Source organism: Rhodococcus sp. G6(2025) (assembly GCF_058628105.1).
Genome location: NZ_CP179750.1, coordinates 6109772 through 6134960, shown reverse-complemented (window position 1 = coordinate 6134960; position 25189 = coordinate 6109772). Strand labels below are relative to the sequence as shown.

Here is a 25189-nt window from a genome sequence, read left to right as displayed (position 1 = left end):
ACCGTAGGGGAGTTGTCCGACAGGAAGGGAGGAGGGTGCTCGGAATTGTCGGCCAACTTCGGTGTGGACGTCGGTCTCCCGTGTCAAGCTGTCGTCAGGTACGACAGCGAGGGAGTGGGCCGGTGATCCACGGAAGGTATTTCGAGTTCAAGGGTCGTCCCGCCGTGCGGTTCCGGTGCACGTACCCGTTCCCCGTCCAGAGGCTGTGGGAGGCCGTGTCGGAGCCGGACGAGCTGGCGCACTGGTTTCCGTCACGGGTCCGCCTCGACACCTACGCCGGCGGCGACATCGAGTTCCTCCCGGAACCGCACAGCGACCCCGAGACGGGGACGGTCCTCGTCTACGGCGCCCCGTGCACGCTGGCGTTCACGTGGGGCGGGGACGAGATCCACTTCGAGGTCGAGCCGACCGCGGACGGGTGCGCCCTGACGCTCGTCAACGTTCTCGAGGTCCGCAACACGGCAGCCAGGAACGCCGCCGGGTGGAGTGTCTGCCTCGCCGACCTCGACCGGCACCTCGACGGCTCCGACGCGCCCGGTCACCGTGGAGATGCGTCCGCGGACTGGCGCCCGTTTTATCAGACCTATTTGGGGGAGGGGATGCCGTCGGGTGCGCAGATCCCCGGGGAGTCCGCCTGACCGTGGCCGGCGACGGTCCGGCGTCGAGGGCGTTCGAACAGGCTCTCCACGTCGGATGCCGGCTCGTCCGGCTCCTCGACCGCGATGTTCCCGCCGGTCCTCAGCCATCCGTTCCGCAGCGACGATGTCAACCAGTTGTCCAGCGCGGCTTGGGTTTCGAACTTCAGCACGATCACGCAGACATCGGAGGTGCTGCTCTCCTTCAGCCATCCTCCGCCGAGGAATCCGGGAAACAGCCGGGCCAGTCCGAGTCCGGTCTGGATCCAGTCGGCGAACTCCTCGTCGCAGCCGGGAAGGACCCGGCGGACGATGGTCGTCGTGACGGACGCATCCACCGGCCCGGCTGTTCCGGCGCCCTCGGCCGCGTGCTCCATCGTTTCCTACCTCGGTTCCGCTCACCCCCGTGACACGTGCCACCTCAAACTACCAGCGGATACGACGTCACAGGTCGTAGAAGGGCGCGGCGTACCTGAACGTGCCGGTGATGCTCGGATTCCAGCGTGCGAGCCGGCGGACCTGGAAGTGGGACGACCACGAGGGCTGGTCCGGCTCGATCCCGACCGACGTTCCGGAGACGAAGCCGAACCGCGGGTAGTAGTCGAGGTGACCGAGCAGTGCCACCAGGGGTTCGTCCCTGGCGTCGGCGCCGCCGAGCGCGGCGTGCATCAGTGCCGAACCCACGCCGTCGCGCTGGAGGCCGGGGAGCACGCCGATCGGGCCGAGCGCGAGTACGTCCGTGGAGTCGACGGTCGCGCGGGTCAGGCACACGTGGCCGGCGACGGACCCGGCCAGTTCGGCGACGAGGGACAGCTGCGGAATCCACGCGTCGCCCGACCTCAATCGGGTCACGAGGCCGACCTCGAGGGGAGTGTCGCCGTCGAAGGCCTGCCGGTGCACCTCCGCCACCGCGTCGATGTCGCCCGGATTCTCGCGTCTGATCAGCATGCGGGCAGAGTGTATCGACGGGCCCGCGGCCGCAACGGATTTCTGACGGCGCCCGTTGTCCGGCCGGTAGCGGTGGACGGAAAGCGTTCTCCAATTGTGACCGTGTGACGATTCGGGCCGAATGAATTTCCGAACGATCGATAGCAGTATGGGCAGAACGTGAGTCGAGCGAAGGACAAAGGGAATCGGGGTGCGGGTGGTCGAGGCCAGAGTGGTCGGATACAGTTGCGGTGTGCAACACAACGAGGTCGAGCCGGAGGAAACGCCCGCGTCGGGCGTGGTGGCCGTCCATGACGAACTCGTCCGCCTCGTCCGTCAACTGGTTGCCGATGACCGTCCTCCCGTCGGATCCCCGACGTTCGCTCAACATTCGCTGCTCTCCTTCGTCGCCCGCAATCCGGGATGCCGGGCCACCCAGATCTCGGAGGCATTCGGCGTGCACCGCTCCACGGTGTCGCGTCAACTCCGAGCCTGCATCGACGAGGGGTGGGTGCACGCCGAGCCGGGACCGCTCCGCAGCGGTCATCCGTTGAGCCTCACCGACGGCGGCGTCGCGGTGCTGGCCGGCGCCGACGCACGCCGCGTGGAGGAAGTCCGCGACCGGGTGGCCACGTGGTCGGACAGTGAAATCGCCGCGTTCGCCCGGCACCTCCGGAAATTCCGCCAGGGCGGCGACACAGACCACGACAGCATCGGAGACGACACCCGTGCGTGAGTACACCAGCGCCCCGACGTTCACCGTCTCCGACCACGAGAACGCCGTGCTGAGGGTGTTCGCGCACGCCGAGAGCCATCCGGATCGGGTGATGTACACACGTCCCGAGTCCGGTGGGTGGGTCGACGTGACGGCCAAGGACTTCGGCGCGCTTGTCATCGGGGTCGCGAAGGGTTTGATCGCCAACGGTGTCCAGCCCGGCGACCGTGTGGCACTGCTGTCGTCGACGAGATTCGAATGGTCGCTGCTCGACTACGCGATCTGGGCGGCCGGCGCCGCGTCCGTCCCGATCTACGACTCGTCCTCGCACGACCAGATCCGGTGGATCATCGAGGATTCAGGGGCGGTCGCCGCGCTCGTGGAGACTCCGGCCCACGCGTCGAGTTTCGAGGGTGACGGCATCCCCTACACGCTGAAGCGCATCCTCACCATCGACGAGGACGCGGTGGGCACGCTCATCAAGGACGGGTTGTCGATCGACGATTCCGAGGTGTTCAAACGGGTGGTGGCGCTGACCGCCAACGATCTCGCCTCGCTCGTGTACACGTCCGGGACCACGGGCCGTCCCAAGGGCTGCACCCTCACCCACCGGAACTTCCTGTCGGAGGTGCGGGCGTTGCTCGCGGCACCGATCGGTGACGTCGCCCGGCCCGGCAACCGCGTCCTGACGTTCCTTCCGCTGGCGCACGTGCTGGCGCGCGCGGTGTCGCTGGCGATGTTCGAGGCCGGCGCGACGCAGGCACACTGGTCCGACTTCGGTACGGTCACGGGCGAATTCGAACGTTTCCGGCCCAACACCATTCTCGGTGTACCCCGCGTGTTCGAGAAGGTGCGGGACGGTGCGGCGCGCAAGGCGGCGTCGGCGGGCGGCCTGCAGAAACGGATCTTCGACTTCGCCGAGACCACGGCGGTGGCGTACAGCGAGGCCCAGGACACGGGCGGTCCATCGCTGCGACTCCGGCTAGAGCGTGCGCTCGCCGACAAACTCGTCTACGCGAAACTCCGTGCCGCCCTGGGCGGCGACTGCTGGTGGGCGATCTCCGGTGGCGGGGCCCTCATCCCGAGGCTCGGTCACTTCTTCCGCGGCATGGGAGTTCCGGTCTACGAGGGCTACGGTCTCACCGAATCGACTGCCGCGCACTGCGTGAACGTCCCCGGCGCCCAGAAGATCGGGACGGTCGGTCAGCCCCTGGACGGCCACAGCGTGCGCATCGCCGCGGACGGTGAGATCGAACTGCGCGGCGGCGTCGTGTTCGGCGGCTACTGGCGAAACGAACACGCCACCCGGGACGTGCTGGACGACGGCTGGTTCCGCACCGGCGATCTCGGCGACCTGGACGACGAGGGCTACCTCACCATCACCGGCCGCAAGAAGGATCTGCTGATCACCGCCGGCGGCAAGAATGTGTCGCCAGGGCCGCTCGAAGACCGGCTGCGCTCGCACACCCTCGTCTCGCAGGCGGTCGTGGTGGGCGACGGCCGCCCGTTCATCGGTGCCCTGCTGACCGTCGATCCGCAGGAATTCGACAAGTGGAAGTCCGCGCACGGCAAGCCGTCCGACGCCACGGTGGCGGACCTGCGCGACGACGAGGAGCTGCGCGGGGACCTGCAGGACGCGGTGGACGACGCGAACACCACCGTCTCGCACACGGAGTCGATCAAACGGTTCGTCGTCCTCGGCCGCGACCTCACGGAGGCCGACGGAGAGCTGACCGCCACCCTGAAGATCAAGCGTCCCGTGGTGACCGAGCGCTTCGCCGACGACATCGCGAGCCTGTACCGGCGGGGCTGACCCGTTACGGTGGCGGAGTGACAACAGCTTTCGTTCTGTCGGGTGGGGCGAGCCTCGGTGCCATCGAGGTCGGCATGTTGCAGACCCTGATCGGCAGGGGAATTCGGCCGGACCTCATCGTCGGCACGTCCGTCGGCGCGCTCAACGGTGCCTGGCTCGCCGGCGGCTCCTCCGACGCAGATCTGCGTGCACTCGCCGACCTGTGGCGTGGTCTCACCCGCAGTGCGGTGTTCCCCACCGGATTGCTCACCGGATTCACCGGTTTCGTCGGCCTCCGGAACCATCTGGTGTCCAACCGCGCCATCCGGAGGCTGCTGGAGCAGAATCTGCGGTTCGAACGGATGGAGGACGCGCCGATCCCGCTGCACGTCATCGCCGCCGACGTGCTGACCGGCAAGGACGTCCGGCTGTCCACGGGGCCGGCCGTCGACGCCGTCACCGCCAGCGCGGCGCTGCCCGGCATCCTCCCACCCGTGGTGATCGACGGCCGGGCGCTGATGGACGGCGGGGTCGTCAACAACACGCCCATCTCCCATGCAATCGAATTGGGGGCCACGACCGTGTGGGTACTCCCGACCGGATATGCGTGCACCCTCTCGAAGGTCCCCGGAAGTGCCCTGGGCATGGGTTTGCTCGGTGTGACCCTCGCGATCAATCAGCGGCTCGCCCTCGACATCGAACGGTACGAGAGTGCCGCCGACATCCGAGTGGTGCCCCCGCTGTGCCCACTGGACACGAGTCCCGCCGACTTCGGCGACGCCGACGAGCTGATCACGCGGGCACGGGAGCAGACCGCGAAGTGGCTCGACGAGGCGCGGGTCGTCCAGGTCGGTCAGGCCGATCTGCTGTTGCCGCACGTGCACGGATAACCGTCAGCGGCATCCCGCGGCCGCAGGCACCCCGGCCAGTCGCTCGTCGATCCAGCGCACCACCTCGGGCAGCGCGAACACGGCCGCGGTGAGGTGCTCGCCGAACTGCGGGGCGTAGGTGACGTCGCCGCCGCCGCGGCACCACTCCTGCTGCAGCGCGATCACCCCCTCCTCCGGAATCCATTCGTCGCCGAGGAACACCCGCGACGACCCGTGATACAGCAGCACCGGCGTGGCCGGGGTGAGCGCGCCCATCCTGTTTTCGGCGACCACCGTTCGGGCCGTGGGATTGCCGAACGGGTCGGGTACGGCCGCGAACAGTTCGGCGGGAAGCAACGCGATCCCGGCGGGTGCGAGGGCCAGGATGCACTGGTCCTTCAGTGGGGACGTCGCCAGCAGCACGCCGAGCGGATTCGCCAGTGTCAGCATTTCCGGATACTCGCGGGCGAGCCCGAGGACGGCGGACAGGTACAGACCCGAACCGAGCTGGCCGTTCATCGTCCTGCGCAGCAAACCGAAATCGGCGGGGATGCCGCCCGCGGCGGCGCCGGCGAGTTCGACGTCCGGCGCGTACGACGGTTGCAGTTGCGCCGCCCAGCCGGTGGCGATCGCACCACCGCTGTAACCCGTCGCGACGACCGGACTGTCCGAGAGCCCGAGACCGGGCAGACGCTTCATGCCGCGGATGCTGTCGAGCACGGCATGACCCGCCATTCGTCCCGCGCTGTACGCCATCCGCGGTCCCTCGTGGTCGGGCACGAGCACCGCGTAGTTCTTCGCGAGGAACAGCGACAGCACCGGTGGGATGTCCAGGTCCAGGGTCTGCCAGTCGTGCACCATCTTGTAGGACGGGGTGCACCGGGCGCCCAGGGAGTCGATGGGCATGTTGTAGGCGACCACCGGTCTCGGTTCCGGCGCCGTCCACGCCGCGGTCGGCACCAGGACCGTCGCGGTCACCGGCACGGGACGGTCCTTGGAATCGTTGGAACGCACCATGATCTGGTGAGCCCGGTGCGGCACCAGCGTGTTCGGGAACGCCCGGAGCGTCACTTCCCGCGAGCGGATGATCTCACCGGCGTCGAACTCCGCGACGTTCGGCGGCCACGCGAAGAAGTCGTCGTCCGGAATGGGGGACGGGAGAATGGATTCGGTGCCCAGGGGCTGGGCGGACACACGTGGGGGATGGACGCAGACAAACGCGGCCGCGCAGGTGGAGAGTGTCATCAGGACCACTGCACGAAACAGCTTCATCGCTACCACCGCCTGAGGTAACTGTCCCAGAATGTAACTGTAACTCCAGTCACATCATCGCAGATCGACACGGGTACAGCGGTGGTTTGTTTTCGTCGCGGGGTGGTTACTGTGTGTGCATGGCGGTCACCGTGGAGCGGGCAGTACTCGAGCAGGCTGAAGACATCGTTCAGATGCACTGGGACGCTGAGGATTGGATCCTGGCCAGGGAACTCGACGCACCCGCCCGGGGTGAGGTGTCGCTCGCCGACGTTCGTGAACAGATCGAGTTCGGGGAATGGCGTGTCGCGCTGTTCGCGGGCATCGTGGTGGGCGCGCTGCGGGTGCTGCGGTCCGACCCCGACGTGTGGACCGAGGACGACATACCGGCCGCCTACGTGGCCCGGGTCATGACAGACCGCCGGCACGCCAGCGCGGGACTCGGCGCCCAGTTGCTCCGGTGGGTCGACGAGCACGCCCGCTCCGAGGACGCGTCCGTCGTCCGGCTCGAGTGCGTCGAAACCAACGCCCGGCTACGCGACTACTACGAGGAGCAGGGATTCTTCCCGGTGGGTCGCAGGGACTTCGACGTGGAATGGCCGAGCGTCGTGCTCATGGAGAAATCCCTGCGCTGACCGTTCACAGCGGGTCGAGGATACGGTGCAGGAACTGGCGCAGTCTCGGCCCGGTCGGGTTGGCGAGTACGTCTCTCGGTGTGCCGCGTTCGAGTACGACACCGTTGTCGACGAACAACACCTGATCGGCCACCTGCTGCGCGAACCGGATCTCATGGGTGACGATCACCATCGTCCAGCCCTCGGTCGCGAGATCCCGGATCACCCGCAATACCTCGCCGACCAGTTCGGGGTCGAGTGCGGACGTGGGCTCGTCGAACAACATCAGTTTCGGTTTCAGCGCGAGCGCCCGGGCGATACCGACCCTCTGCTGCTGACCACCCGACAGCTGATACGGGTACTGATCCGCCTTCTCCGCCAGGCCGACCTGGGTGAGCAACCGCATCGCGTCCGCGCGCGCCTCGTCCTTGGGGCGTTTCTGCACCACGATCGGCCCCTCGGTGACGTTCTGGACCACCGTCTTGTGCGGAAACAGGTTGTGGGCCTGGAACACCATGCCGCTCTGCCCGCGGAACGTGGCCAGCGTCGACCGGTCCACCTTGGCGCCGAAGTCCACGGACACGTCGCCGATGGAGATCGTCCCGCGGTCCGCCACGTCCAGGGCGTTGAGGGTGCGCAACACCGTCGTCTTGCCGGACCCCGACGGCCCGATGATGACGGTCACCGTTCCGGCCCCCACGTCGAAGCTGATGTCGCGCAGGACGTGATGCTCGCCGAACGACTTCTCGACGCCGGATACCTGAAGCAGGGGAGGGGTGTCGGTCATTTGGCCACATACCTGTCGAGTCGGGCTTCGAGCCGGCCCTGGACGGCCGACAGGAAGATGCAGATCACCCAGTAGTACAGGGCGGCGACGCTGTAGAGGGCGAAGAAGTCGAACGTCGGTGCGGCGGCGAGCTGGGCGACGCGCAGCAGTTCGGTCACCAGGATCGTCGATGCCAGCGAGGTGTCCTTCACCAGCGAGATCAATGTGTTGGACAGCGGCGGCACCGCGACCCGTGCGGCCTGCGGCAGCACGATCCGCTGCAGTGTGGTGGTGTACCCCATCCCGATGGTTTGCGCTGCTTCCCACTGGCCCTTGGGGATCGACAGGATCGCCGACCGGATCACCTCGGCGGCGTACCCGCCGACGTTGAGGCTGAACGCGATCACGGCCGCCGGGAAGGGGTCGAGAACCACGCCGAACTGGGGCAGCGCGTAGAACACGATGAACAGCTGCACCAGGAGAGGCGTGCCGCGGATGATGGACACGTAGAAGCGGGCGATCACCGACAGCGGTCTGATCGACGAGATCCGGGCGAGCGCCACCAGCAACGCGATGACGAGCCCGATGGTGAAGCTGATGATCGTCAGCGGAATCGTCATGGTGACCGTGGCCTTCAGCATCGGCCACAGGTTGTCCAGGATCAGCTGGACTGTTGCGTCGTCCACAGGCAGGCTCTCAGTTGGTCGGTGCCGAGACGTCGGTGCCGAAGTACTTCTGCGAGATCTGGGCGAGCGTTCCGTCGGCGCGTAGTTCGTCCAGGGCCTTGTCGATGTCGGGCATCAGACCGCTGTCCTTGCGGGCCGCGAACGCCTGCTCGCTCGTGTCACCGGTTTCGGCAGCCACTTTCACACCGGTGTCGTTCGTCTGCTTCTGGTATTCGGCGACGGCCAGATTGTCGTTGACGGTGGCGTCGACGCGACCGTCCTTGAGCAGGGTGATGGCCTGCACGAAGCCCTCGACGGATTCGACGTTCGCGCCCGCTTCCCTGGCGACCTGCGCCCAGTTGCTCGTCGCGGACTGCGCCGTCGTCTTGCCGTTCAGGTCGGCGAGCGAGGTGATCGAGTTGTCGTCGGCGCGGGTGACGATCACACCCTCGGAGTAGGTGTACGGCGTCGACAGGTCGTACTTCTGGGTGCGTTCGTCGTTGACGGTCACCTGGTTGGCGACGAGGTCGTAGCGTTTCGCTTCGAGGCCCGCGAAGATCGAGTCCCACGGTGTCTGCGTGAACTCGACGGAGACGCCGAGTTTGTCACCGACCGCGCGGATGACATCCACGTCGTACCCGGTGAGCTGACCGTCGGGGCCCTGGTAGCTGAACGGTGTGTACGTGCCCTCGGTGCCGACTTTCAGTACCCCGGCCTCGCGAACCTGGTCGATGACCGGCCCCGAGTCGGAGTTCCCACACCCCGCCATCGACAGCGCGGTCAGGACGGTGATCAGGACGGCCGGAAGTGTGCGTCGCACGGGGTTCCTCCTCTGTCGGCGGATCAGCTAACCGTACTGGTCGAACGCTACCCGGATAGGATCTTCCGAGTCCCCTCAGGAAGAAGGATTGTCTCGCCGTGCCCTCTCTCGCTCTCCGACGGCCGGTGTGGCTGCATCCGACGGTGTTTCGTATCGAGTCGTTGTCCGCGCTCGTCGTGGCGATGGCCCTCATCCCGGAGGCGTTGTCGTTCTCCATCATCGTGGGGGTCGATCCGCGGGTGGGCTTGTTCACCGCCGCGATCATGGCGATGACCATCGCGTTCACCGGTGGCCGTCCCGCGATGATCTCGGCGGCCACCGGTTCGGTGTCGCTGGTGCTGGCCCCGCTCATGGCGTCACACGGTTTGCAGTACCTCATTGCGGCCGTCTTCCTCGGCGGTGCGATGCAGATCCTCCTCGCCGTCCTCGGGGTGGCGCGGCTCATGCGGTTCCTGCCTCGCAGCGTGATGGTGGGGTTCTGCAACGCGCTGGGAATCCTCATCTTCGTGCACCAGTTCCCGTATCTGACGGATGTGCCGTGGGCGGTGTACGCGCTGCTCGCCGCCGGTCTGGCGCTGCTCGTGTGGATCCCGAAGCTGACCACGGCGGTGCCCGCCCCGCTGCTGGTGATCGTCGGTCTCACCGTGTTCACCGTCCTCGCCGGTGTCGCGGTGCCCACGGTCGGAGACCAGGGTGAACTGCCCGACGGGCTGCCGACTCTGATCGGGCTGCCGGACGTTCCTCTCACGGTCGACACCCTGCAGATCATCGCGCCGTTCGCGCTGGCGATGGCCGTCGTCGGACTGCTCGAATCGTTGATGAGCGCCAAACTCGTGGACTCCGTCACCGATACGCACTCGGACAAGACGCGGGAGTCGTGGGGGCAGGGCGTCGCGAACATCGTCACCGGGCTCTTCGGCGGCATGGGCGGGTGCGCACTGATCGGGCAGACCATCATCAACGTCAAGACCGGTGGCGCGCGAACCCGGTTGTCGACGTTTCTGTCCGGTGCGTTTCTGCTGATTCTCGTGGTCGGGCTCGGCGACGTGGTGGGGACCATTCCGATGGCGGCGCTCGTCGCCGTGATGGTGCTGGTGGCCGCCACGACCTTCGACTGGCACAGCGTCCGCACGCTCCGGCGGATGCCGCTGAGCGAGACGATGGTGATGCTCAGCACCGTGGCGGGCACCCTCGCCACCGACAACCTCGCGATCGGTGTGGGTGTCGGCGTGCTGGTGGCGATGGTTCTGTTCGCGCGCCGGGTGGCCCACATGGTGGACGTGCGCGGCGAACTCGACGGCGACGTGAAGACGTACCGGGTGAGCGGTCAACTCTTCTTCGCCTCGTCCAACGACCTCGTGTTCTCGTTCGACTACGCCGACGACCCCGGCCGCGTCGTGATCGACCTGTCGGGCGCCACCATCTGGGACGCGTCCACCGTGGCCGCGCTCGACGGCATCACCACCAAGTACGCGAGCCGCGGCACGGACGTCACGGTGGAGGGCCTGAACCCGGTCAGCGAGGAGCGGTACCGTAGGCTGACCGGCCGGCTGGGCGACTAACCCGCGGTTTCCCGCAGGTACGCGAGGTCCTCGGCCAGCCCCTCCGACGGCGTCTCGAGGACGACGGGCGCATCGGCGGTGCGCACGACCTCGGCGAGCAGTTCGGCGTCGATGGTTCCGTCGGCGAGGTTGGCGTGCCGGTCGCGGGCCGAGTTGAACTCGTCGCGGGAGTTGTTGAGGTGCACCAGGTCGATGCGTCCGGTGATGGCCTTGATGCGTTCGACGACACCGACCAGTTCCTCGCCGCCCGCCCACGCGTGACAGGTGTCGAGGCAGAATCCGGCGCCGAAATCGCCGACCTCCTGCCACAGCCGGTCGATGGCGTCGAAGTGCCGTGCCATCGCGAAGTCGCCGCCCGCCGTGTTCTCGATCAGGATGGGGACCGGGAATCCGCCCTTGTCGGCCTGGCGTTCGAAGAGTTTGCGCCAGTTGATGATCCCTGCGTTCACGTCCTCGCCGTCGCGGACGTGCCCGCCGTGGACCACCAGCCCGAACGCGCCGATGTCGGCGGCGGCCTGCGCCTGCTGCGCGACGGCGTTGCGGGACGGCATGCGGAGTCGATTGTTGAGGCTGGCCACGTTGATCACGTACGACGAGTGCACGACGACGTCGATGGGACTGTTCCGGATCTCGTCGGTCCGCGGATGCGTCGGCGGTTTGTCCCACTTCTGCGGGTCCGTGAGGAACATCTGGATGACGTCGGCGCCGAGCCGTTCGCCGTATCCGATCGGATCTTCGTCCTGGCGGACGTGTGCTCCTATGCGCATGTATCCAGGGTAGGGGGTGGGTGTGACGAGGTGCCTTGTGCTTGTGATCGCATGCTTAAAGCCGGAGGAGATGCATTTTGCGTTCTTCTCGCAACTTAAGCTTGCGATGGCAGTCATAGGTATGGACTTCGAGACGGAATCGGCGCACACTGGCGTTAAGCATCCGTCGACAAGCATTGCACCGAGCAGGGAGGCTTCATGGCAACCCCACGCCGCCGCGAGCGAACCGAGACCGGCGGGGTCGCCGACGGGTTCGTGGCGCGGCGACACCAGCTCGGGCTGACGCAGGCGGAGCTGGCCGACCTGGCCGGGGTGTCGAGGTCCAGCGTGCAGTCGATCGAATCGGGTCGGGGGACCGTGCAACTGGATCTCGTCGACGCCGTCGCGGACGCCATGGGATGCCGCCTGGCGCTCGTCACCCGCTCGGGCGTGGAGGTGGCGTCCTGATGGTCGAGAACCTCAGCAACATCGACCGGGCCGACGTCTACAAGGGCGAGCGCCTCGCGGGCAGTCTCGTGCGGGAGGGCGGCGACGTCGTCTTCCGCTACGACACCACGTACCTGCAGGACCCCGGCGCCCCGCAGATCGCGTGGACGATCCCCACGTCGTCGGCCGAGGTGCGCGCGAGTGGGGGCAGCGTCCCACCGTTCTTCGCGGGTCTCCTCCCGGAAGGGATCCGGCTGCGGGGCGCGGTGGCGGCCACCAAGACGTCCGAAGACGATCACCTCACGATCCTGATGGCGGTCGGGGCCGACACGATCGGCGACGTGCGCGTGCTACCCGCGGGGGTGCCGCCGCCCGAGACCGCACCGGTGTTCGACCCCGACGCGGTCGAGCGCCAGGACCTGCGGGCGTTGTTCGAGCACATGTCGGGGCACGAGGCGGTGAAACTGGACCCCACCTCGCTACCCGGTGTGCAGGCGAAGGTGTCGGCGCAGATGTACTCGACGCCGATCGCCACCGAGAAGGGTCCTGCCATCCTCAAACTTTCACCACCGCAGGGGTATCCGCAGTTGGTCGAGAACGAGCACTTCTTCATGGGCCTCGCCGCGCAGTGCGGGTTGCCCGTCGCCGACCACCAGCTGGTGCGCGACGGGAAGGGCAATGCCGGTCTGCTCGTCGCCCGATTCGACCGGCGCGTCGATTCGTCCGGCCGCGTCATCCGCACACCCCAGGAGGATGCGTGCCAGGTGATGGGGATGTTCCCCGCCGCCAAGTACCGGCTGAAGACCGAGAACGTGATCACCGCACTCGCCGGCGTGTGTGAGCGCGGCGGCGGTTCGGCCCGGGTCGCCACCCTGGAACTGCTTCGGCTGGTGGCCTATTCGTACGCGATCGGCAACGGCGACCTGCACGGAAAGAACTTCTCGGTGCAGCTCGCCGAATCGGGGTTGTGGAGCGTCACACCGGCCTACGACCTGCTGTGCACCCAGCCGTACCTCGGATGGCGCGACCCGATGGCTCTCGACTTCTACGGCAAGGCGAACAAGCTGAACCGCAGGCACTTCGTCGAATCCGGTGGCCGGCTCGGTGTCCCCGAACGCGCGGTCACCAGAATGCTCGACGGCATCCGCAAGGGCATCGGGCGCGGCATCGCGGAGATCGAGACGATCGGCTTCACCGCGAAAGAGAATGCCCAGCTGCGCACGCTGATGGAACGGCGCTCGGACGAACTGGGCTGAGCCGGCTCACCACACTCGAAACGCGCTGTCCGAGAGCGTGAATCCGTGGCCCGCGTCGCTACGGCACGTGACCCCGGACGTCTCGTCGACGAGGCACGTCAGGTCGTTCACGTGTAACGCGGTGCCGTACGACAGTGCGGGGGCGGCAGATCGGTCGAGCGGGTAGTACCGGGGGTCGCCGGCGCTGGCGAACTGACCGGGGCGGCCACCGGCGACCTCGATCGCGTTGGGCGTCACCGGGCTGCCGGACGCGCCCGCGCCCGGAACCTTCGGCGCCGACGCCGGCATCGGCCCGTGACAGCCGGCGGTCGGGACGTCGCCGCCGGTGAGGATCGCGCAGTGGAACTTGGTGCTCGGTGTCGTGAAGTAGTAGCTCCCCGCCGCGGTGCCCGCAAACGTCTCCGGGTCTGCCTGGGCCTGGGTGTTCGTGGTGGTCGTCGTCGTGGTGGTGGTGGGGCGCGACGACGTCGTCGTGGTCGGGCTGGTGGTGGTGGTCGTCTTCGGTGCGGTGGTCTTCGGTGCGGTCGTCACGGTCGGAGTGGTCGCGGGCCCCGCGACGGCGCCGGTCTCGGGGGATCCGTCGACTGCGCGACCGCAACCGGCCACCACCAACGCCGTCGCGAACAGAAGCACCGCACGCACCGTGAAGGTCATGAGGGAGAGCCTAGAACCGCACCCCGCCCCGAGTGGTCGCGGCGCGTCGGACGAAATTCTGGGACAGTGGTGACCAGTGAACCGCCAGGAGGTCCGATGTCGGAAAGCACCCAGTACGAGGAGCGGCGTGCACGCATCTCCCTGCAGGTCCGCCAATGGTGTGAACGATCCGCGATCACGGGCACGCACGCCCCATTGTCGGACGCCGCTGCCGTCCTGATCGCCGCCGGACACCTCGATTCGCCTACCCGGCAGGTACTCACCCACCGACGTCGCGCGGGCCGCACCATCCCGTCGCTCGGCGGCTTCGGGGCCCTGCGTCTGCTGACGGACGAGTACCACCAGTTGGCGCGCCGCGCCGACAGCCTGCGCCCCGGACCGGCGCAACTACTGTTCAAATACCGTGCCACCGAACTGGCCCGCAAGCTGCAGTCGTCTCGGTCCGCGGTCGTGATGTCGCCGGCGCACTACGGCAACGGTGTCCGGGCGATGCGCCGGGATCGGCGTGAGGGTGTCCATCTCGATCTCGAGCAGCGTGAGGCGCTGTTCCGGGCGCTGCAACGCACACCGGCGCCGATCGCCGGCACCGCGCTCGAACGTGCAGGCAACTATGCCCGCGGCACCGCGGCGGAACGCCTCGGCCAGGCCGCCGAAAACACCCCGATGGCCGCAGTCGGCCGCCGCGTCGCCGAGGCCATCGGCAAGGGCGTCGATCTCGACAACGACAGATTCGCCGACTCGTACGACACCCTGCTCTACCTGGCGGGGAGGCTCTTCGACAGGATCGACGGTTCCGCAGTCTGGCATTCGGAGCACTTTGCGATCCAGCGGTACCAACTCGACCTCGCCGAAGAACTGACACAGATCGCCGTCGATGCCGTGGCGCTGCGCGGAATCCGGATCGAACTCGACGAAGCGCTGCGTGCCACCCATTCCGACACGGCCCGTCGACAGATCGAGGCCCGGCAGAACGCACTGAAGCCGGTGTGGGATCAACTGGTCGACCGCGTCGCCGCACTCGCACGAATCGGCGACCTGCTGTCCCGAGCCGAGGTGCAACTGCGGTCCGTGCTGGCGGTCAACCGGGCGATGAGTCTCGACAGCCGCATCGACGAACTCATCTCACGCTCCGGCGACCGCGAGCTGTCGGCGGAGAACACCCATCACGTCGGCGATCAGTTCGGCGGGGTGGAGGAACTGATGCTCACCTACCAGTCGACGCTGTACGGCGACATCGCCGAACTCACGTCCTGGTCAGGTGGGAGCAAGTGACCCCGGCGACCGAGAGGCTGACCCCCACCACCTCATGACGCGCGCAGGTGCGCCGGGATTGGTAGCAGCGGGGCCGCAGATCGGTAGTGGTGCCCGGTCGGGGTGCCGACGTCGATGAGGTGGGTGCGGCCGTGGTTGTGCACGGGGCGGGCGGACCATCCGTCGCCTTCCTTCGCATAGTTACATGCCTCGCACAGGCCGGACCCGTTGTCCGCCGTCGTGGCACCGGATTCTCGACGTGAGCGGATGTGGTCGTGATGCCGGATCGGCGCGTCACACCACGGGGTTCGGCACGTCCGGTCCCGCAGGTCGATCAGCTGTCGCAGGCCCTTCGGAAATATGCGGGATTGCGATTCCATCGCGGTCAACGACCCCGACTGCGGGCAGGAATACACCCGCTGCAACGACGTCTCCGCGTCGGCATCGACAGAATCTGCCACCAACTGCCGGGCAATCCCCGCCGGCACCGGCCCGAACCCCTGCAACTGCGCCGCCTCGTGCCCACCGGCCAGCAAGGTCTCGTCCGAGAGCACCAGATTCACCGCCACCGGAACACCACTCGCAGCGGCCCGGCCGGTTCCGCGGTCGAACAACAGGTCCACCATCAGCTGATTGCGGGTGCGGCCGCCACTGTCTCCGGCGGCGATCAGACTGTCCGCATCCCGCCCCAGGGTCGCCTGCAGACAGACCGCCTGCTCGACCGGCATCAACACGCTCAGGTAGGCCATCGAGTCCGGCGCCGGCCGGGTCGTGACCCGACGCTCGGACACCGCCTTGCGGTGCCGGGCCACGACCGCTGCGGCGTCGAGTTCCACCGCCAACGCCTTCGCCCGTGCGATCAGCCCGCGATCGCCGACCCCGTCGAGAGTGGCCGGGTCCGAACACAACCGACGGTCCACGATGCCCCGATCCGTCGCCGACAGGCACGCCGTCTCCCGCACAAGCAGCGTGGCTCGCCATTCGTTCAGCCGGCCCGACCGCAACAGGGCCAGGGTGTGGGGCATCTCGTGCACCAGAGCCTGCGCGAACCCGAGATGCCGACCACCGCGGTTCGGGGATTCCCTGCGCGCCAACGCAATCTGCGAGGCAATGCCGCGGTCCCACTCCACCCGCGGCAACCCCCGAGCCCTGCGATCCGCACGAATACTCGTGGCGACGCCGTCGGTGATCACCGCCTGCACCGCACACCCGACCGACTTCAACGCCTCGATCGCGTCGAGCCACTCGATCCCCAACCCCGCATCACCGCCAGCGGAGACCGCTCGTAGCCGCGCCGTGAACGCACGCAACTCGGCCAGATCTGCTGCAATCAATTCCCCCACAACCAACCTCCCCCAAGGTTCGAATGTATGTGGCTCTTCTGACCTTTTGATGGGTGATCTCCGCGAGCCTGATAGACGCAACGCCCTCCCTCGCATAGGTTTTGGTTTGCGAAGACAAGACCTAAGGGAGAAGGCGTTGCGCGCTGCCAGAATACTGCAGAAACTGCTAGGAATCGACAAGGCCCGGATAATCGGTATCGAATTCACGGACGACGAACGAGGGCCGGTGATCCTGGTGACCCTCGAGCCGCACGCCTCGGTGCGATCCCGCTGTCCGCATTGTGAACAGCGCTGTCCCGGATACGATCGCCCGAATCGACCTCGACAGTGGCGTCATCTGGATATGGGCGGCACGCGGTGCTTCGTACAAGCTTCGGTGTCGAGAATTCGATGCCCCGAGCACGGCGTGGTGACCGAGATGGTGCCGTGGGCACGGCCGGCTGCGAACATGACCAGGGCATTCGACGACAACGTGGCGTGGTTGGCCGCGCACAGTCCAGCTACGTCGGTGTGCGAGTACGCCCGAGTGGCGTGGCGATCTGTGACCAGGATCGTCACCCGCGTCGTCGGCGACGCTGTCGGACGTACTGATCGGCTCCAAGGGCTGCGGCGCTTGGGGATCGACGAAATCGCCTACCGGAAAGGTCACCGATACCTCACCGTGGTGGTCGATCATGACACAGGCCGACTCGTATGGGCGGCCGAAGGGCACAACGAGAGCACCTTGAATCGATTCTTCGACGAGTTGGGTGAAGAACGCACAGCTCGTCTGACGCATATCAGTGCTGATGCTGCGAAGTGGATCGCCTCGACCGTGCGCAGTAGGGCGCCGCAGGTGAAGCGGTGTATGGATCCGTTTCATGTGATTCAGTGGATGACGCGGGCTCTGGACCGGCTGCGGTCGCGTGTGTTGTCGCGGTTGTGGGGGTTCACCGACCGGGATCGACGGCACCTGCGGTGGGCATTGTTGAAGAACGTCGAGAATCTCACCCCCGCGCAGATATCAGTCCGAGCAAAGATCCTCGAGGATAGAAACAGCGAACTGTGTCGAGGATATGTCCTGAAAGAGCAACTGCAACATGTCTATTCCGGATCGAAGAAGAGGGCCTCGGTACGACTGCGAGTGTGGGTGCAGATGGCCCAGGATAGTGGGATCCCGGAACTTGTAGGCCTGGCTAAGAGCATCGCTCGCTATCGGCGCGAGATCCTCAACGCAATCGAATACGACCTGTCCAATGCCCGCGTCGAGGCCAACAACACCCACCTGCGGTCGCTGACGAAGCGATCCTACGGATTTCACAGCCCAGAGGCCTTGATTGCGATGGCGACACTTACACGAGGAGGGGCGTGCCCACCTCTTCCGCAACGTTAATCGCCCACCAAAGGGTCAGGACGGCCATGTATGTTCGATCCTATCAATCATGCTCGACCAAGGCAATACCCGGCTACGGTGGTGTGGGACTCTCGTCGACAAAGATGTGGGGGCTGGGTGCGATGACCGATGACGCCGATCTGCAACGTGCGGTCGCGAACGAGTTCTCGGCACTGGCCGATCTGCTGGACGGGATCTCGGACGCGGAATGGGACACGCCGTCGCTGTGCATGGGCTGGCGGATTCGGGAAGTGGTCGCGCATCTCACCATGGCCGCGCGCTACTCCGAGGAGCAGTTCATGGCGCGCCTGCGTGAGTGCGAGTTCGATTTCACCCGGCTCTCCAACGAGATCGCCCGTAGCGACGCCGAATTGGCGCCGGCGGAACTCGTCGCCAACCTGCGCTCGGACATCATGCGCAGGTGGACCCCGCCGGGCGGCGGCTATCACGGCGCGCTCAACCATGTGGTGATCCACGGTCTCGACGCCACCGTGCCGCTCGGGGTGCCGCGACACGTACCGGAGGAGACGATGCGCGTCGTCCTCAACGATCTCACGGCGGGTGGTGGGCACTCGAATTTCGGCATCGACATCGAGGGACGTGGCCTGCGGGCCACGGACCTCGACTGGTCGTACGGGTCGGGCGCCGAATTACGCGGAACGGGCGAGGATCTCGCGCTGATGATCTGCGGCCGCGCGCTGCCGGCAGGACGGGTCGAGGGCGACCCGTTGTAGTCCGGTTCAGATACCCGGGATGACGCCCGGGTAGACGAAGTGCCCGGGACCTCCGCCGGGGAGGGTGGCGCCGAGGGATCCGGGGAAGTTCATGGACAACTTGACGAGTTTGTGTGGTTGCCCGTTCTGGTCGGCTTGCCAGCAGTCGAGCAGTACGCCGTGGAATCCTGTGCAGACGATGCGGTTGGCGGTTCCGAACGGTGACGTGAGCCGATTCGCGCTGACGAACGGATTCCAATAGTCGAGATCGGTGGGGGTGAGGAAGTTCTGGTTGTCGAACGGCGCGACCGGACTGGGCTCGGTGGGTACTGGCGGCCATTCGTCGGCCGCGGCCACACCGGCGCTCCCGAGGAGGGCGGCTGCGGCGACGGCCACGGTCGCGGTGATCTGTGTGAATCGGCGAGTAGCGGTAGTCATCTCCACCATTGCCACAGTAAACCGGCCACAGTAAACCGGCCGCAGTTTCTACGTTCGCAATCCGGGATGACGGCTGGCCAGGACGGGGACGAGGAGCTTGTTCGGCGCGAGGTGGGCGAACACGGAGGCGGCCCGGTTCGCGAGGCCGGGGATGGCGATCATGTGCCCCTTGTCGAGGCCGTCGATTCCGGTCCTGGCCACGGATTCTGGGCTTTCCCACATGAAGCTGGGCAGTGCGGCTTCGGCGTCTTCCTTCGCGAAGCCGGCTGTCTCACCGAAACCGGTGTCGACGGGTCCGGGGCAGAGGGCGGTCGCGGTGACACCGGTGCCCTTCAGTTCGCCGGTGAGGCTCTCGGTGTAGGAGAGGACGAATGCCTTTCCGGCGGCGTAGGCAGCCTGTCCGGGCAGCGGCTGGAACGCGGCCGTGGAGGCGACGTTGAGGACGGCTCCTCGGCGTCGTTGCACCATGCCGGGCAGGGCGCGGCTGCAGAGGTCGGCGACGGCCATGACGTCGACCTCGATCATGTTCATCTCGGCGTCCGGGTCGGACGCGGCCACCGGGCCGAGCGTGGACAGGCCGGCGTTGTTGACGAGGATGTCGAGGGTGAGCCCGAGCTCGCCGACCCGGTCGAGCAACGTCGCGCGGGCCGAGCGGTCGGAGAGATCGGCACCCAGCACATGCGCCCGACCACCTGCGGCCCGTAGCTCGGTGGCCAGTTCCTCCAACTTCTCGGCTCGGCGGGCGACGAGCACCACCTGGTGACCGCGGCGGCTGAGTTCACGGCTGAGGGCCGCACCGATACCGGACGACGCTCCGGTGACGAGCGCGGTGCGATCGGCGGCAGGGGTGGGCAAGCTCATGTGTCCAACCTACGTGCCGCCGTCGCACGCGCAAGGGTTCAACCGGTCAGGCGTGGGTTCCGCCGTCGATGCGGATCTCGGTTCCGGTGACGAACGCGCCGTCGTCGGAGGCGAGCATGGCGACGACTCCGGCGACCTGCTCGGGTCCGCCCATCGCCGCGCCGCCCGATTCCAGGGTGGTGGGCAGGATGGGTGAGAGTTTGGCGAACAGGCTCCAATCGGCATCGGACGGAACGTATCCGGATGTGGCGTCGGTGATGCCGGTCTTGATGCTGCCGGGGGCGACACCGACGGCGCGCAGACCCTGCTTGCCGTATTCGAGAGCCAGTGCATGGGTGAACGACTGGATGCCGCCCTTGCTCGCGGCGTACGCGGCCATGTAGGGGTGCGCGAACGCGGCGGACGTGGAACTGAAGTTCACGACCACGCTGCGGTCGTTGCGCAGCATCGCGGGCAGGCATTCGCGGACCATGAGGAACGTGCCGGTGAGGTTGATCCCGATCACCTGATTCCACACGTCCAGCGACGTCTCGTGGGTGTGCGAGGCGCGGAGGATGCCCGCGGCGTTCACGAGTACGTCCAGTCCGCCGAGCTTCTCGACGCTGCGGCTCACGCCGTCGGTGACGGACTTCTCGTCGCCGATGTCGATTGCGGCCACGCTGAGTCGCCCTGCCGTGCCTGCTGCCTCGGCCAGTTCCGCTGTCCGCGCGAGGCCGTCCTCGGACACGTCGGCTGCCACGACGGTGCCGCCTTCCTCGAGCAGGCGGAGGGCGGTGGCCTGTCCGATGCCCGATGCGGCTCCGGTCACCAGGATCCGCCGGTTGTCGAAGCGATTCATGATCTGTGCTCCTCGTGTGTTTGCCGAATTCGATCTCATTGGCCCATGACGTATTTGACGGTCGGCCCCGCGGTCCATCCGCCGTCGACGGCCAGTTCCGCCCCGGTGACGTACGTGGACGCGTCGGACAGCAGGAACCCGACGGCACCGGCGATCTCCTCGGGCACGCCGACCCGGGCCATGGGAGTGTTCGGGTAGTTGCCCTCGCCCTGCTGGATTCCGAGGCCCGCGGTCATCGGGGTGTACGTCATCCCCGGGTGGACGGAATTGACGCGGATCCGGTCGGTGCCCAGTTCCACGGCGGCGATCTTCGTGAGCCCGCGCACGCCCCACTTGGACGCGCCGTAACCGGCGGTCAGCGCGAGTCCCATCAGACCGGCGGCCGACGAGATGTTGACGATCGATCCGCCGCCGGCGGCGCGCATCGGACCGATCACGGCCTGCAGACCGTTGAACACGCCGGTCAGGTTGATGTCGAGGACCGTCCGGAAGTGTTCGAGCGGTTCGTGCTCGATGTATTGGCCGGTGGAGATGCCGGCGTTGTTGACGAGGCCGTCGACGCGTCCGAATTCGCTCGTCGCCACGTCGACCGCGGCCTGCCACTGCTGCGGGTCCGTGACGTCGAGGTGGCTGTACCGCGCCCGCTCACCGAGTTGGTCGACGATCGCGCGGCCGTCGTCGTCGAGAACGTCGCCGACCACGACGCTGCCGCCCTCGTCGACGATGCGCTGGGCGAAGGCCGCGCCGAGCCCCCGCGCCGCCCCGGTCACGATCACAACCTTCCCCGCCAGTTGCTGTGCGGTCTCGGTCATCTCAGCTCACATCCTCGTCGTCAAAGAGTCATCTTCGTCGGGCACGTCGGCTGCCGACGGCCCGAGTCTGCTGTGGGCGCCGCCGGCGGGAAACGGGTTCTCCCGGTGATCGGAACAACTCGTAGCCACGGGAAACGTCCGACCACTGTGATGTGGGTTACCCGCTGACACTCCGGACATGCCGGACGAGCGGATCTCCCCGACAGCCCATCGAAAGGCTTCCCCCATGTCTCGACGCGTCACCTCCACCGCCGCGGTGCTGATCACCGGCAGCGTCCTGTTCGCGGGTTTCGGCACGCCTGCGCTCGCTTCGGCGGACCCGCTGTCGCTGCCCGGAATCAGCCTCCCGGGATTCGGTTCGTCCGACTTCGGGAGCGCGGGCCCGGTCGTCGAGACACCTCGACTGGCGTCGGTCGACAACTTCCGCGACGTCGGGGGAACGGGCCGTGGGTACGCCACCACCCGCGGAGGGCACGTCACGAGGGGAGTGTTCTACCGTTCGAACGCTCTGGTTCCGAACGATCAGGATCTCGCCGTCCTCACCGGGCTCGGACTGACCGCGGTGTACGACGTGCGGACCGTCGAGGAGGTGGCGGCGAAACCCGACCGGCTCCCGGCCGGGCCGCGGTACCTCGGTATCCCCATCCTGTCGGGAGACCTCGGGGCCGCAGTCGCGCAACTGAAGTCGCCCGCCGACGCCGTCGCGTTCATGCAGCAGATGAACCGTAGCTTCGTCGACGACGCGGCGACCCGGGCCGGGTTCGCGCAACTCCTGACGTCATTGGCCGATACCGAGGGGCCGCAGATCTTCCACTGCACGGCGGGCAAGGACCGCACCGGCTGGGCGTCCGCGCTGCTGCTCTCCATCGCGGGCGTCCCGCAGGACACCATCTTCGACGACTATCTGCTCACCAACGACTACACCGCCGCGTCGATGAAGATCACGTACGACCAGATCGCCGCCAGCCGCGGCGAGGCGGTGGCGCAGATCTACCAGCCGCTGCTGGGCGTCGACCGGAGCTACCTCGAGGCCGGGCTCGGCCGGCTCACCGAGCAGTACGGTACGGTCGACCGCTATCTCACCGAGGGTCTCGGTCTGAGCGCGGCGACCGTCGACCGGCTCCGGGGCAAGCTGCTGAGCTGAGGTCAGGCGCCGATCGCGTCCGAGAGAGTCGTGAGCCGGCTGATCTCGGATGCGGTCAGGGTCACGGTCGGGGCGTCGAGTAGCGCGGGAAGTTGTTCGAGGCGGCTCGCGCTCGCGATCGGCGCGGTGATGCCGGGCCGGGTGAGGAGCCACGCGAGCGCGATGGTCGAGATTTCCGCCGAGTGCGTGTCGGCGATCTCGGCCAGGGCGTCGACGACGGCGAGACCGGACTCGGAGAAGTAGCGGGTCGCCATCCGCTGGCGGGGCTGACCGTCCAGGTCGGCCTGGGTGCGGTACTTGCCCGCCAGGAAGCCCGCGGCGAGCGAGTAGTACGGGAAGACGCCCAGGCCGTTCTCGGTGGCGATCGCGGCCACCTCGGGCTCGTAGTCGTGGCGGTGCACCAGGTTGTAGTGCGGCTGCAGCGCGATCGGGGCAGCGAAGCCGTTCTCGGCCGTCAGGGACAGCCACTCGCGGATGCGCTCGGGCGAGTAGTTGGAGATGGCGACGTGGCGGACGAGTCCGTCGCGGACGAGCTCGTCGAAGGCGCCGAGTGTGTCGACGAGGGGAGTGTCGGCGTCGTCGAAGTGGGCGTAGTACACGTCGATGTGGTCGGTCTGCAGCCGCTTCAGGGATGCCTCCGCCGCCGCGCGGACGTTGGCGGGGGCCAGGCCCTTGAACTCCGGGTGCTGGCTGACCTTGGTGGCGATCACCATGTGGTCGCGGTTGCCGCGGGACGCCATCCAGTTTCCGAGGACGGTCTCGGACTCGCCGCCGGAGTTGCCCTCGGCGAACGCCGAGTACGAGTCCGCCGTGTCGACGAAGTTGCCGCCGCCTGCGGCGAAGGCGTCGAGGATCTCGAACGACGTCGGTTCGTCACTGGTCCAGCCGAAGGTGTTACCACCGAGGGCCAGGGGAAAGATGTCCAGATCCGAGTTGCCGATCGCGACCACGGGTGCTCCGTTTCTAGGTGTCCCCTGTCCGGGAATGTGCGAAGAGTTCGCGTGACGACGCTATCGCAGCCGCTAGGCGCACGCGCGTCCGGCTACCGGACACAGTCTTCTCGGTGACGGATACCGTCGCGAATCGGACATGTGTGCGCGATCCCCGCCCACCGCGACTCCGACGGCATACCGTAAAGGGGGTGCGTTCGTTCCGGCGAGACACGGAGTTGAGTGATGCAGGACCAGTCGATCGATGACCACTTGAACACGGGCCTGTTCGTCGACGGGCAGTGGATCCGCTCCAGCTCCGGTGAGACCCGGGACTGCATCAATCCGGCCGACGGATCGGTGGTCGCCACCGTCGACGAGGCCTCCCCGGAGGACGCGACCCGCGCAGTCGCCGCGGCCCGCGCGGCGTTCGACGAGGGAACCTGGCCCCACACACCCGTCGCCGAGCGCACGGCGTTGGTCGCGAGGATCGCCGACCTCCTCGAGCGCGACAAGGAGATCCTGGCACGCATCGAGACGCTCGACACCGGAAAAACGCTGGAGGAGAGCAGGATCGACATCGACGACGTGGTGTCGGTGTTCCGGTACTACGCGCAACTCGCCGCGGTCGAAGCCGACAATCTGGTCGATGTCGGCCGGCCCGAGGTGATCAGCCGGGTGGTGCGTGAGCCGATCGGTGTGTGCGTGCTCATCGCACCGTGGAACTACCCGCTGCTGCAGATCTCCTGGAAGGTGGCGCCCGCGCTGGCCGCCGGGTGCACCATGGTCCTCAAACCGAGCGAGGTGACCCCGCTCAGCACCATCGCGTTCACCGCGCTGATCGCCGAAGCAGGTGCCCCCGCCGGGGTGGTGAACCTCGTGCAGGGCAGCGGCGCCGTCCTGGGCGCCGCGCTCACGGGCACCCCCGACGTCGACTTCATCTCGTTCACCGGCGGGCTGGCCACCGGACGCGTCATCCTCGAGACCGCGGCGAAGAACGTCACCAAGGTGGCGGTGGAACTCGGTGGCAAGAATCCGCACATCGTCTTCGCCGACGCCGACGGAGACGACTCTGTGGACCAGGTGCTCACCGGGGTGTTCCTGCACTCCGGGCAGGTGTGCTCGGCGGGAACCCGCCTGATCATCGAGGAGTCCATCGCCGACCGGTTCGTCGCCGCACTGGCCGCGCGGGCGGAGAAGATCCGGATGGGCAACGGTCTCGATCCCGCGAGCCGAACCGGCCCGCTGGTATCGGAGGCCCACCGGGAGAAGGTCGAACGGTACGTGGCGCTCGGCCTCTCCGAGGGCGCCCGGTTGGTGACCGGGGGAGCCCGGCCTTCCGATCCCGCGCTGGCGGACGGGAGCTACTACCTGCCCACCATCTTCGACCACTGCGACCGCACCATGCGCCTCGTGCAGGAGGAGACGTTCGGACCGATCCTCACGGTCGAGCGCTTCAGCACGGAGGAGGAGGCGCTGCGACTGGGCAACGACACCGAATACGGCCTCGCCGCCGGCGTCCGGACCGCCGACAGTGCGCGGGGCGAGCGGATGGTGCGCGGTCTGCGCCACGGAACGGTGTGGCTCAACGACTTCGGCTACTACACCGCGGCCGCCGAGTGGGGCGGCTTCAAGATGTCGGGGAACGGGCGCGAACTCGGTCCCACCGGTCTGGCGGAATACCAGGAGACGAAACATATCTGGCACAACACCTCGCCCACGGCGGCGGGGTGGTTCGACAACGGCTAGGTCGGCGCACGGAGAGGCGA

General features: G+C 67.3%; 27 protein-coding genes. 13 read left to right on the top strand and 14 right to left on the bottom strand.

Annotation, left to right across the window (positions count from 1 at the left end):
* Positions 1-122 precede the first annotated feature (122 nt).
* Entirely contained in the window at positions 123-638 is a 516-nt protein-coding gene (locus ACLIVD_RS28355; protein ID WP_280779973.1) for an SRPBCC family protein, read from the top strand.
* Here ACLIVD_RS28355 and ACLIVD_RS28350 read toward each other — a convergent pair.
* Positions 584-1012, bottom strand: a complete 429-nt coding sequence (locus tag ACLIVD_RS28350) for an antibiotic biosynthesis monooxygenase (protein ID WP_280779974.1) — start codon at positions 1010-1012, stop codon at positions 584-586. The two genes, ACLIVD_RS28355 and ACLIVD_RS28350, sit on opposite strands and share 55 nt — an antisense overlap.
* 67 nt (positions 1013-1079) lie before the next feature.
* Positions 1080-1583 carry a GNAT family N-acetyltransferase gene (locus ACLIVD_RS28345; protein ID WP_317568369.1) on the bottom strand — a complete coding sequence of 168 codons (504 nt, stop codon included), beginning with the start codon at positions 1581-1583 and terminating at the stop codon, positions 1080-1082.
* A 190-nt stretch (positions 1584-1773) separates the two neighbouring features.
* Between ACLIVD_RS28345 and ACLIVD_RS28340 the strand changes: the two genes are divergently transcribed.
* Genes ACLIVD_RS28340 through ACLIVD_RS28330 form a run of 3 tightly spaced genes read left to right on the top strand, consistent with a single transcriptional unit; the run spans position 1774 to position 4959 of the window.
* On the top strand, positions 1774-2298 hold the full coding sequence (locus ACLIVD_RS28340) for a MarR family winged helix-turn-helix transcriptional regulator (protein WP_491931015.1): 525 nt from the start codon (positions 1774-1776) through the stop codon (positions 2296-2298).
* The gene (locus ACLIVD_RS28335) at positions 2291-4090 is read left to right on the top strand and encodes an AMP-dependent synthetase/ligase (protein WP_491931014.1); all 1800 of its coding nucleotides are present in this window, start codon (positions 2291-2293) and stop codon (positions 4088-4090) included. The genes ACLIVD_RS28340 and ACLIVD_RS28335 overlap by 8 nt, the downstream gene beginning before the upstream one ends.
* 17 nt (positions 4091-4107) lie before the next feature.
* Positions 4108-4959, top strand: a complete 852-nt coding sequence (locus tag ACLIVD_RS28330) for a patatin-like phospholipase family protein (RefSeq protein WP_283331100.1) — start codon at positions 4108-4110, stop codon at positions 4957-4959.
* Between the two features lie 3 nt (positions 4960-4962).
* Here the strand turns inward: ACLIVD_RS28330 and ACLIVD_RS28325 are convergent, their stop codons facing one another.
* On the bottom strand, positions 4963-6210 hold the full coding sequence (locus ACLIVD_RS28325; RefSeq protein ID WP_491931013.1) for a lipase family protein: 1248 nt from the start codon (positions 6208-6210) through the stop codon (positions 4963-4965).
* A gap of 119 nt (positions 6211-6329) precedes the next feature.
* On the opposite strand from ACLIVD_RS28325, the gene ACLIVD_RS28320 reads away from it, so the two are divergent.
* Positions 6330-6824, top strand: coding sequence for a GNAT family N-acetyltransferase (locus ACLIVD_RS28320; protein ID WP_491931012.1), 495 nt, complete (start codon positions 6330-6332; stop codon positions 6822-6824).
* A gap of 4 nt (positions 6825-6828) precedes the next feature.
* On the opposite strand, the gene ACLIVD_RS28315 is transcribed toward ACLIVD_RS28320, so the two are convergent.
* The 3 genes from ACLIVD_RS28315 to ACLIVD_RS28305 are packed head-to-tail and all read right to left on the bottom strand — an operon-like array spanning position 6829 to position 9054.
* Positions 6829-7590 (bottom strand): amino acid ABC transporter ATP-binding protein, encoded by a 762-nt coding sequence (locus ACLIVD_RS28315; RefSeq protein ID WP_283331103.1) that lies wholly within the window; start codon positions 7588-7590, stop codon positions 6829-6831.
* Positions 7587-8255: an amino acid ABC transporter permease gene (locus tag ACLIVD_RS28310; protein WP_009474599.1), complete on the bottom strand. Its 669-nt coding sequence runs from the start codon at positions 8253-8255 to the stop codon at positions 7587-7589. Before ACLIVD_RS28310 ends, ACLIVD_RS28315 begins: the two co-directional genes overlap by 4 nt.
* A gap of 10 nt (positions 8256-8265) precedes the next feature.
* Positions 8266-9054 (bottom strand): amino acid ABC transporter substrate-binding protein, encoded by a 789-nt coding sequence (locus tag ACLIVD_RS28305; RefSeq protein WP_283352613.1) that lies wholly within the window; start codon positions 9052-9054, stop codon positions 8266-8268.
* A 98-nt stretch (positions 9055-9152) separates the two neighbouring features.
* Here ACLIVD_RS28305 and ACLIVD_RS28300 point away from each other — a divergent pair, with 98 nt between their 5' ends.
* Positions 9153-10616: a SulP family inorganic anion transporter gene (locus ACLIVD_RS28300; RefSeq protein WP_491931010.1), complete on the top strand. Its 1464-nt coding sequence runs from the start codon at positions 9153-9155 to the stop codon at positions 10614-10616.
* Here ACLIVD_RS28300 and ACLIVD_RS28295 read toward each other — a convergent pair.
* Complete coding sequence (locus ACLIVD_RS28295) at positions 10613-11383, bottom strand: deoxyribonuclease IV (protein ID WP_491931009.1); 771 nt, start codon at positions 11381-11383, stop codon at positions 10613-10615. The genes ACLIVD_RS28300 and ACLIVD_RS28295 overlap by 4 nt on opposite strands.
* Before the next feature lie 198 nt (positions 11384-11581).
* On the opposite strand from ACLIVD_RS28295, the gene ACLIVD_RS28290 reads away from it, so the two are divergent.
* Positions 11582-11830, top strand: a complete 249-nt coding sequence (locus tag ACLIVD_RS28290; RefSeq protein ID WP_009474594.1) for a helix-turn-helix transcriptional regulator — start codon at positions 11582-11584, stop codon at positions 11828-11830.
* Positions 11830-13065, top strand: coding sequence for a type II toxin-antitoxin system HipA family toxin (locus ACLIVD_RS28285; protein ID WP_491931008.1), 1236 nt, complete (start codon positions 11830-11832; stop codon positions 13063-13065). The genes ACLIVD_RS28290 and ACLIVD_RS28285 overlap by 1 nt, the downstream gene beginning before the upstream one ends.
* Before the next feature lie 6 nt (positions 13066-13071).
* Here the strand turns inward: ACLIVD_RS28285 and ACLIVD_RS28280 are convergent, their stop codons facing one another.
* Complete coding sequence (locus tag ACLIVD_RS28280; protein WP_491931007.1) at positions 13072-13719, bottom strand: hypothetical protein; 648 nt, start codon at positions 13717-13719, stop codon at positions 13072-13074.
* A gap of 96 nt (positions 13720-13815) precedes the next feature.
* Here ACLIVD_RS28280 and ACLIVD_RS28275 point away from each other — a divergent pair, with 96 nt between their 5' ends.
* Entirely contained in the window at positions 13816-14991 is a 1176-nt protein-coding gene (locus tag ACLIVD_RS28275) for a hypothetical protein (RefSeq protein ID WP_491931006.1), read from the top strand.
* A 32-nt stretch (positions 14992-15023) separates the two neighbouring features.
* Here ACLIVD_RS28275 and ACLIVD_RS28270 read toward each other — a convergent pair whose 3' ends face one another.
* Positions 15024-16313 carry an HNH endonuclease gene (locus ACLIVD_RS28270; protein WP_491931005.1) on the bottom strand — a complete coding sequence of 430 codons (1290 nt, stop codon included), beginning with the start codon at positions 16311-16313 and terminating at the stop codon, positions 15024-15026.
* A gap of 136 nt (positions 16314-16449) precedes the next feature.
* Between ACLIVD_RS28270 and ACLIVD_RS28265 the strand changes: the two genes are divergently transcribed.
* Complete coding sequence (locus ACLIVD_RS28265) at positions 16450-17685, top strand: ISL3 family transposase (protein ID WP_491930712.1); 1236 nt, start codon at positions 16450-16452, stop codon at positions 17683-17685.
* 122 nt (positions 17686-17807) lie between these two features.
* Positions 17808-18419 (top strand): maleylpyruvate isomerase family mycothiol-dependent enzyme, encoded by a 612-nt coding sequence (locus ACLIVD_RS28260; protein WP_247250605.1) that lies wholly within the window; start codon positions 17808-17810, stop codon positions 18417-18419.
* Between the two features lie 6 nt (positions 18420-18425).
* Here ACLIVD_RS28260 and ACLIVD_RS28255 read toward each other — a convergent pair whose 3' ends face one another.
* Genes ACLIVD_RS28255 through ACLIVD_RS28240 form a run of 4 tightly spaced genes read right to left on the bottom strand, consistent with a single transcriptional unit; the run spans position 18426 to position 21347 of the window.
* On the bottom strand, positions 18426-18836 hold the full coding sequence (locus ACLIVD_RS28255) for a hypothetical protein (protein ID WP_247250604.1): 411 nt from the start codon (positions 18834-18836) through the stop codon (positions 18426-18428).
* 48 nt (positions 18837-18884) lie between these two features.
* Positions 18885-19697 (bottom strand): SDR family NAD(P)-dependent oxidoreductase, encoded by an 813-nt coding sequence (locus tag ACLIVD_RS28250; RefSeq protein WP_007300348.1) that lies wholly within the window; start codon positions 19695-19697, stop codon positions 18885-18887.
* Between the two features lie 46 nt (positions 19698-19743).
* The gene (locus ACLIVD_RS28245; protein WP_491931004.1) at positions 19744-20535 is read right to left on the bottom strand and encodes an SDR family NAD(P)-dependent oxidoreductase; all 792 of its coding nucleotides are present in this window, start codon (positions 20533-20535) and stop codon (positions 19744-19746) included.
* 35 nt (positions 20536-20570) lie between these two features.
* Positions 20571-21347 (bottom strand): SDR family oxidoreductase, encoded by a 777-nt coding sequence (locus ACLIVD_RS28240; protein WP_280779996.1) that lies wholly within the window; start codon positions 21345-21347, stop codon positions 20571-20573.
* A 226-nt stretch (positions 21348-21573) separates the two neighbouring features.
* Between ACLIVD_RS28240 and ACLIVD_RS28235 the strand changes: the two genes are divergently transcribed.
* On the top strand, positions 21574-22491 hold the full coding sequence (locus tag ACLIVD_RS28235; protein ID WP_418341670.1) for a tyrosine-protein phosphatase: 918 nt from the start codon (positions 21574-21576) through the stop codon (positions 22489-22491).
* Between the two features lie 2 nt (positions 22492-22493).
* Here ACLIVD_RS28235 and ACLIVD_RS28230 read toward each other — a convergent pair whose 3' ends face one another.
* On the bottom strand, positions 22494-23441 hold the full coding sequence (locus tag ACLIVD_RS28230; protein ID WP_280779998.1) for an aldo/keto reductase: 948 nt from the start codon (positions 23439-23441) through the stop codon (positions 22494-22496).
* A gap of 225 nt (positions 23442-23666) precedes the next feature.
* On the opposite strand from ACLIVD_RS28230, the gene ACLIVD_RS28225 reads away from it, so the two are divergent.
* Positions 23667-25169, top strand: coding sequence for an aldehyde dehydrogenase family protein (locus ACLIVD_RS28225; RefSeq protein ID WP_283331114.1), 1503 nt, complete (start codon positions 23667-23669; stop codon positions 25167-25169).
* Positions 25170-25189: the final 20 nt, after the last annotated feature.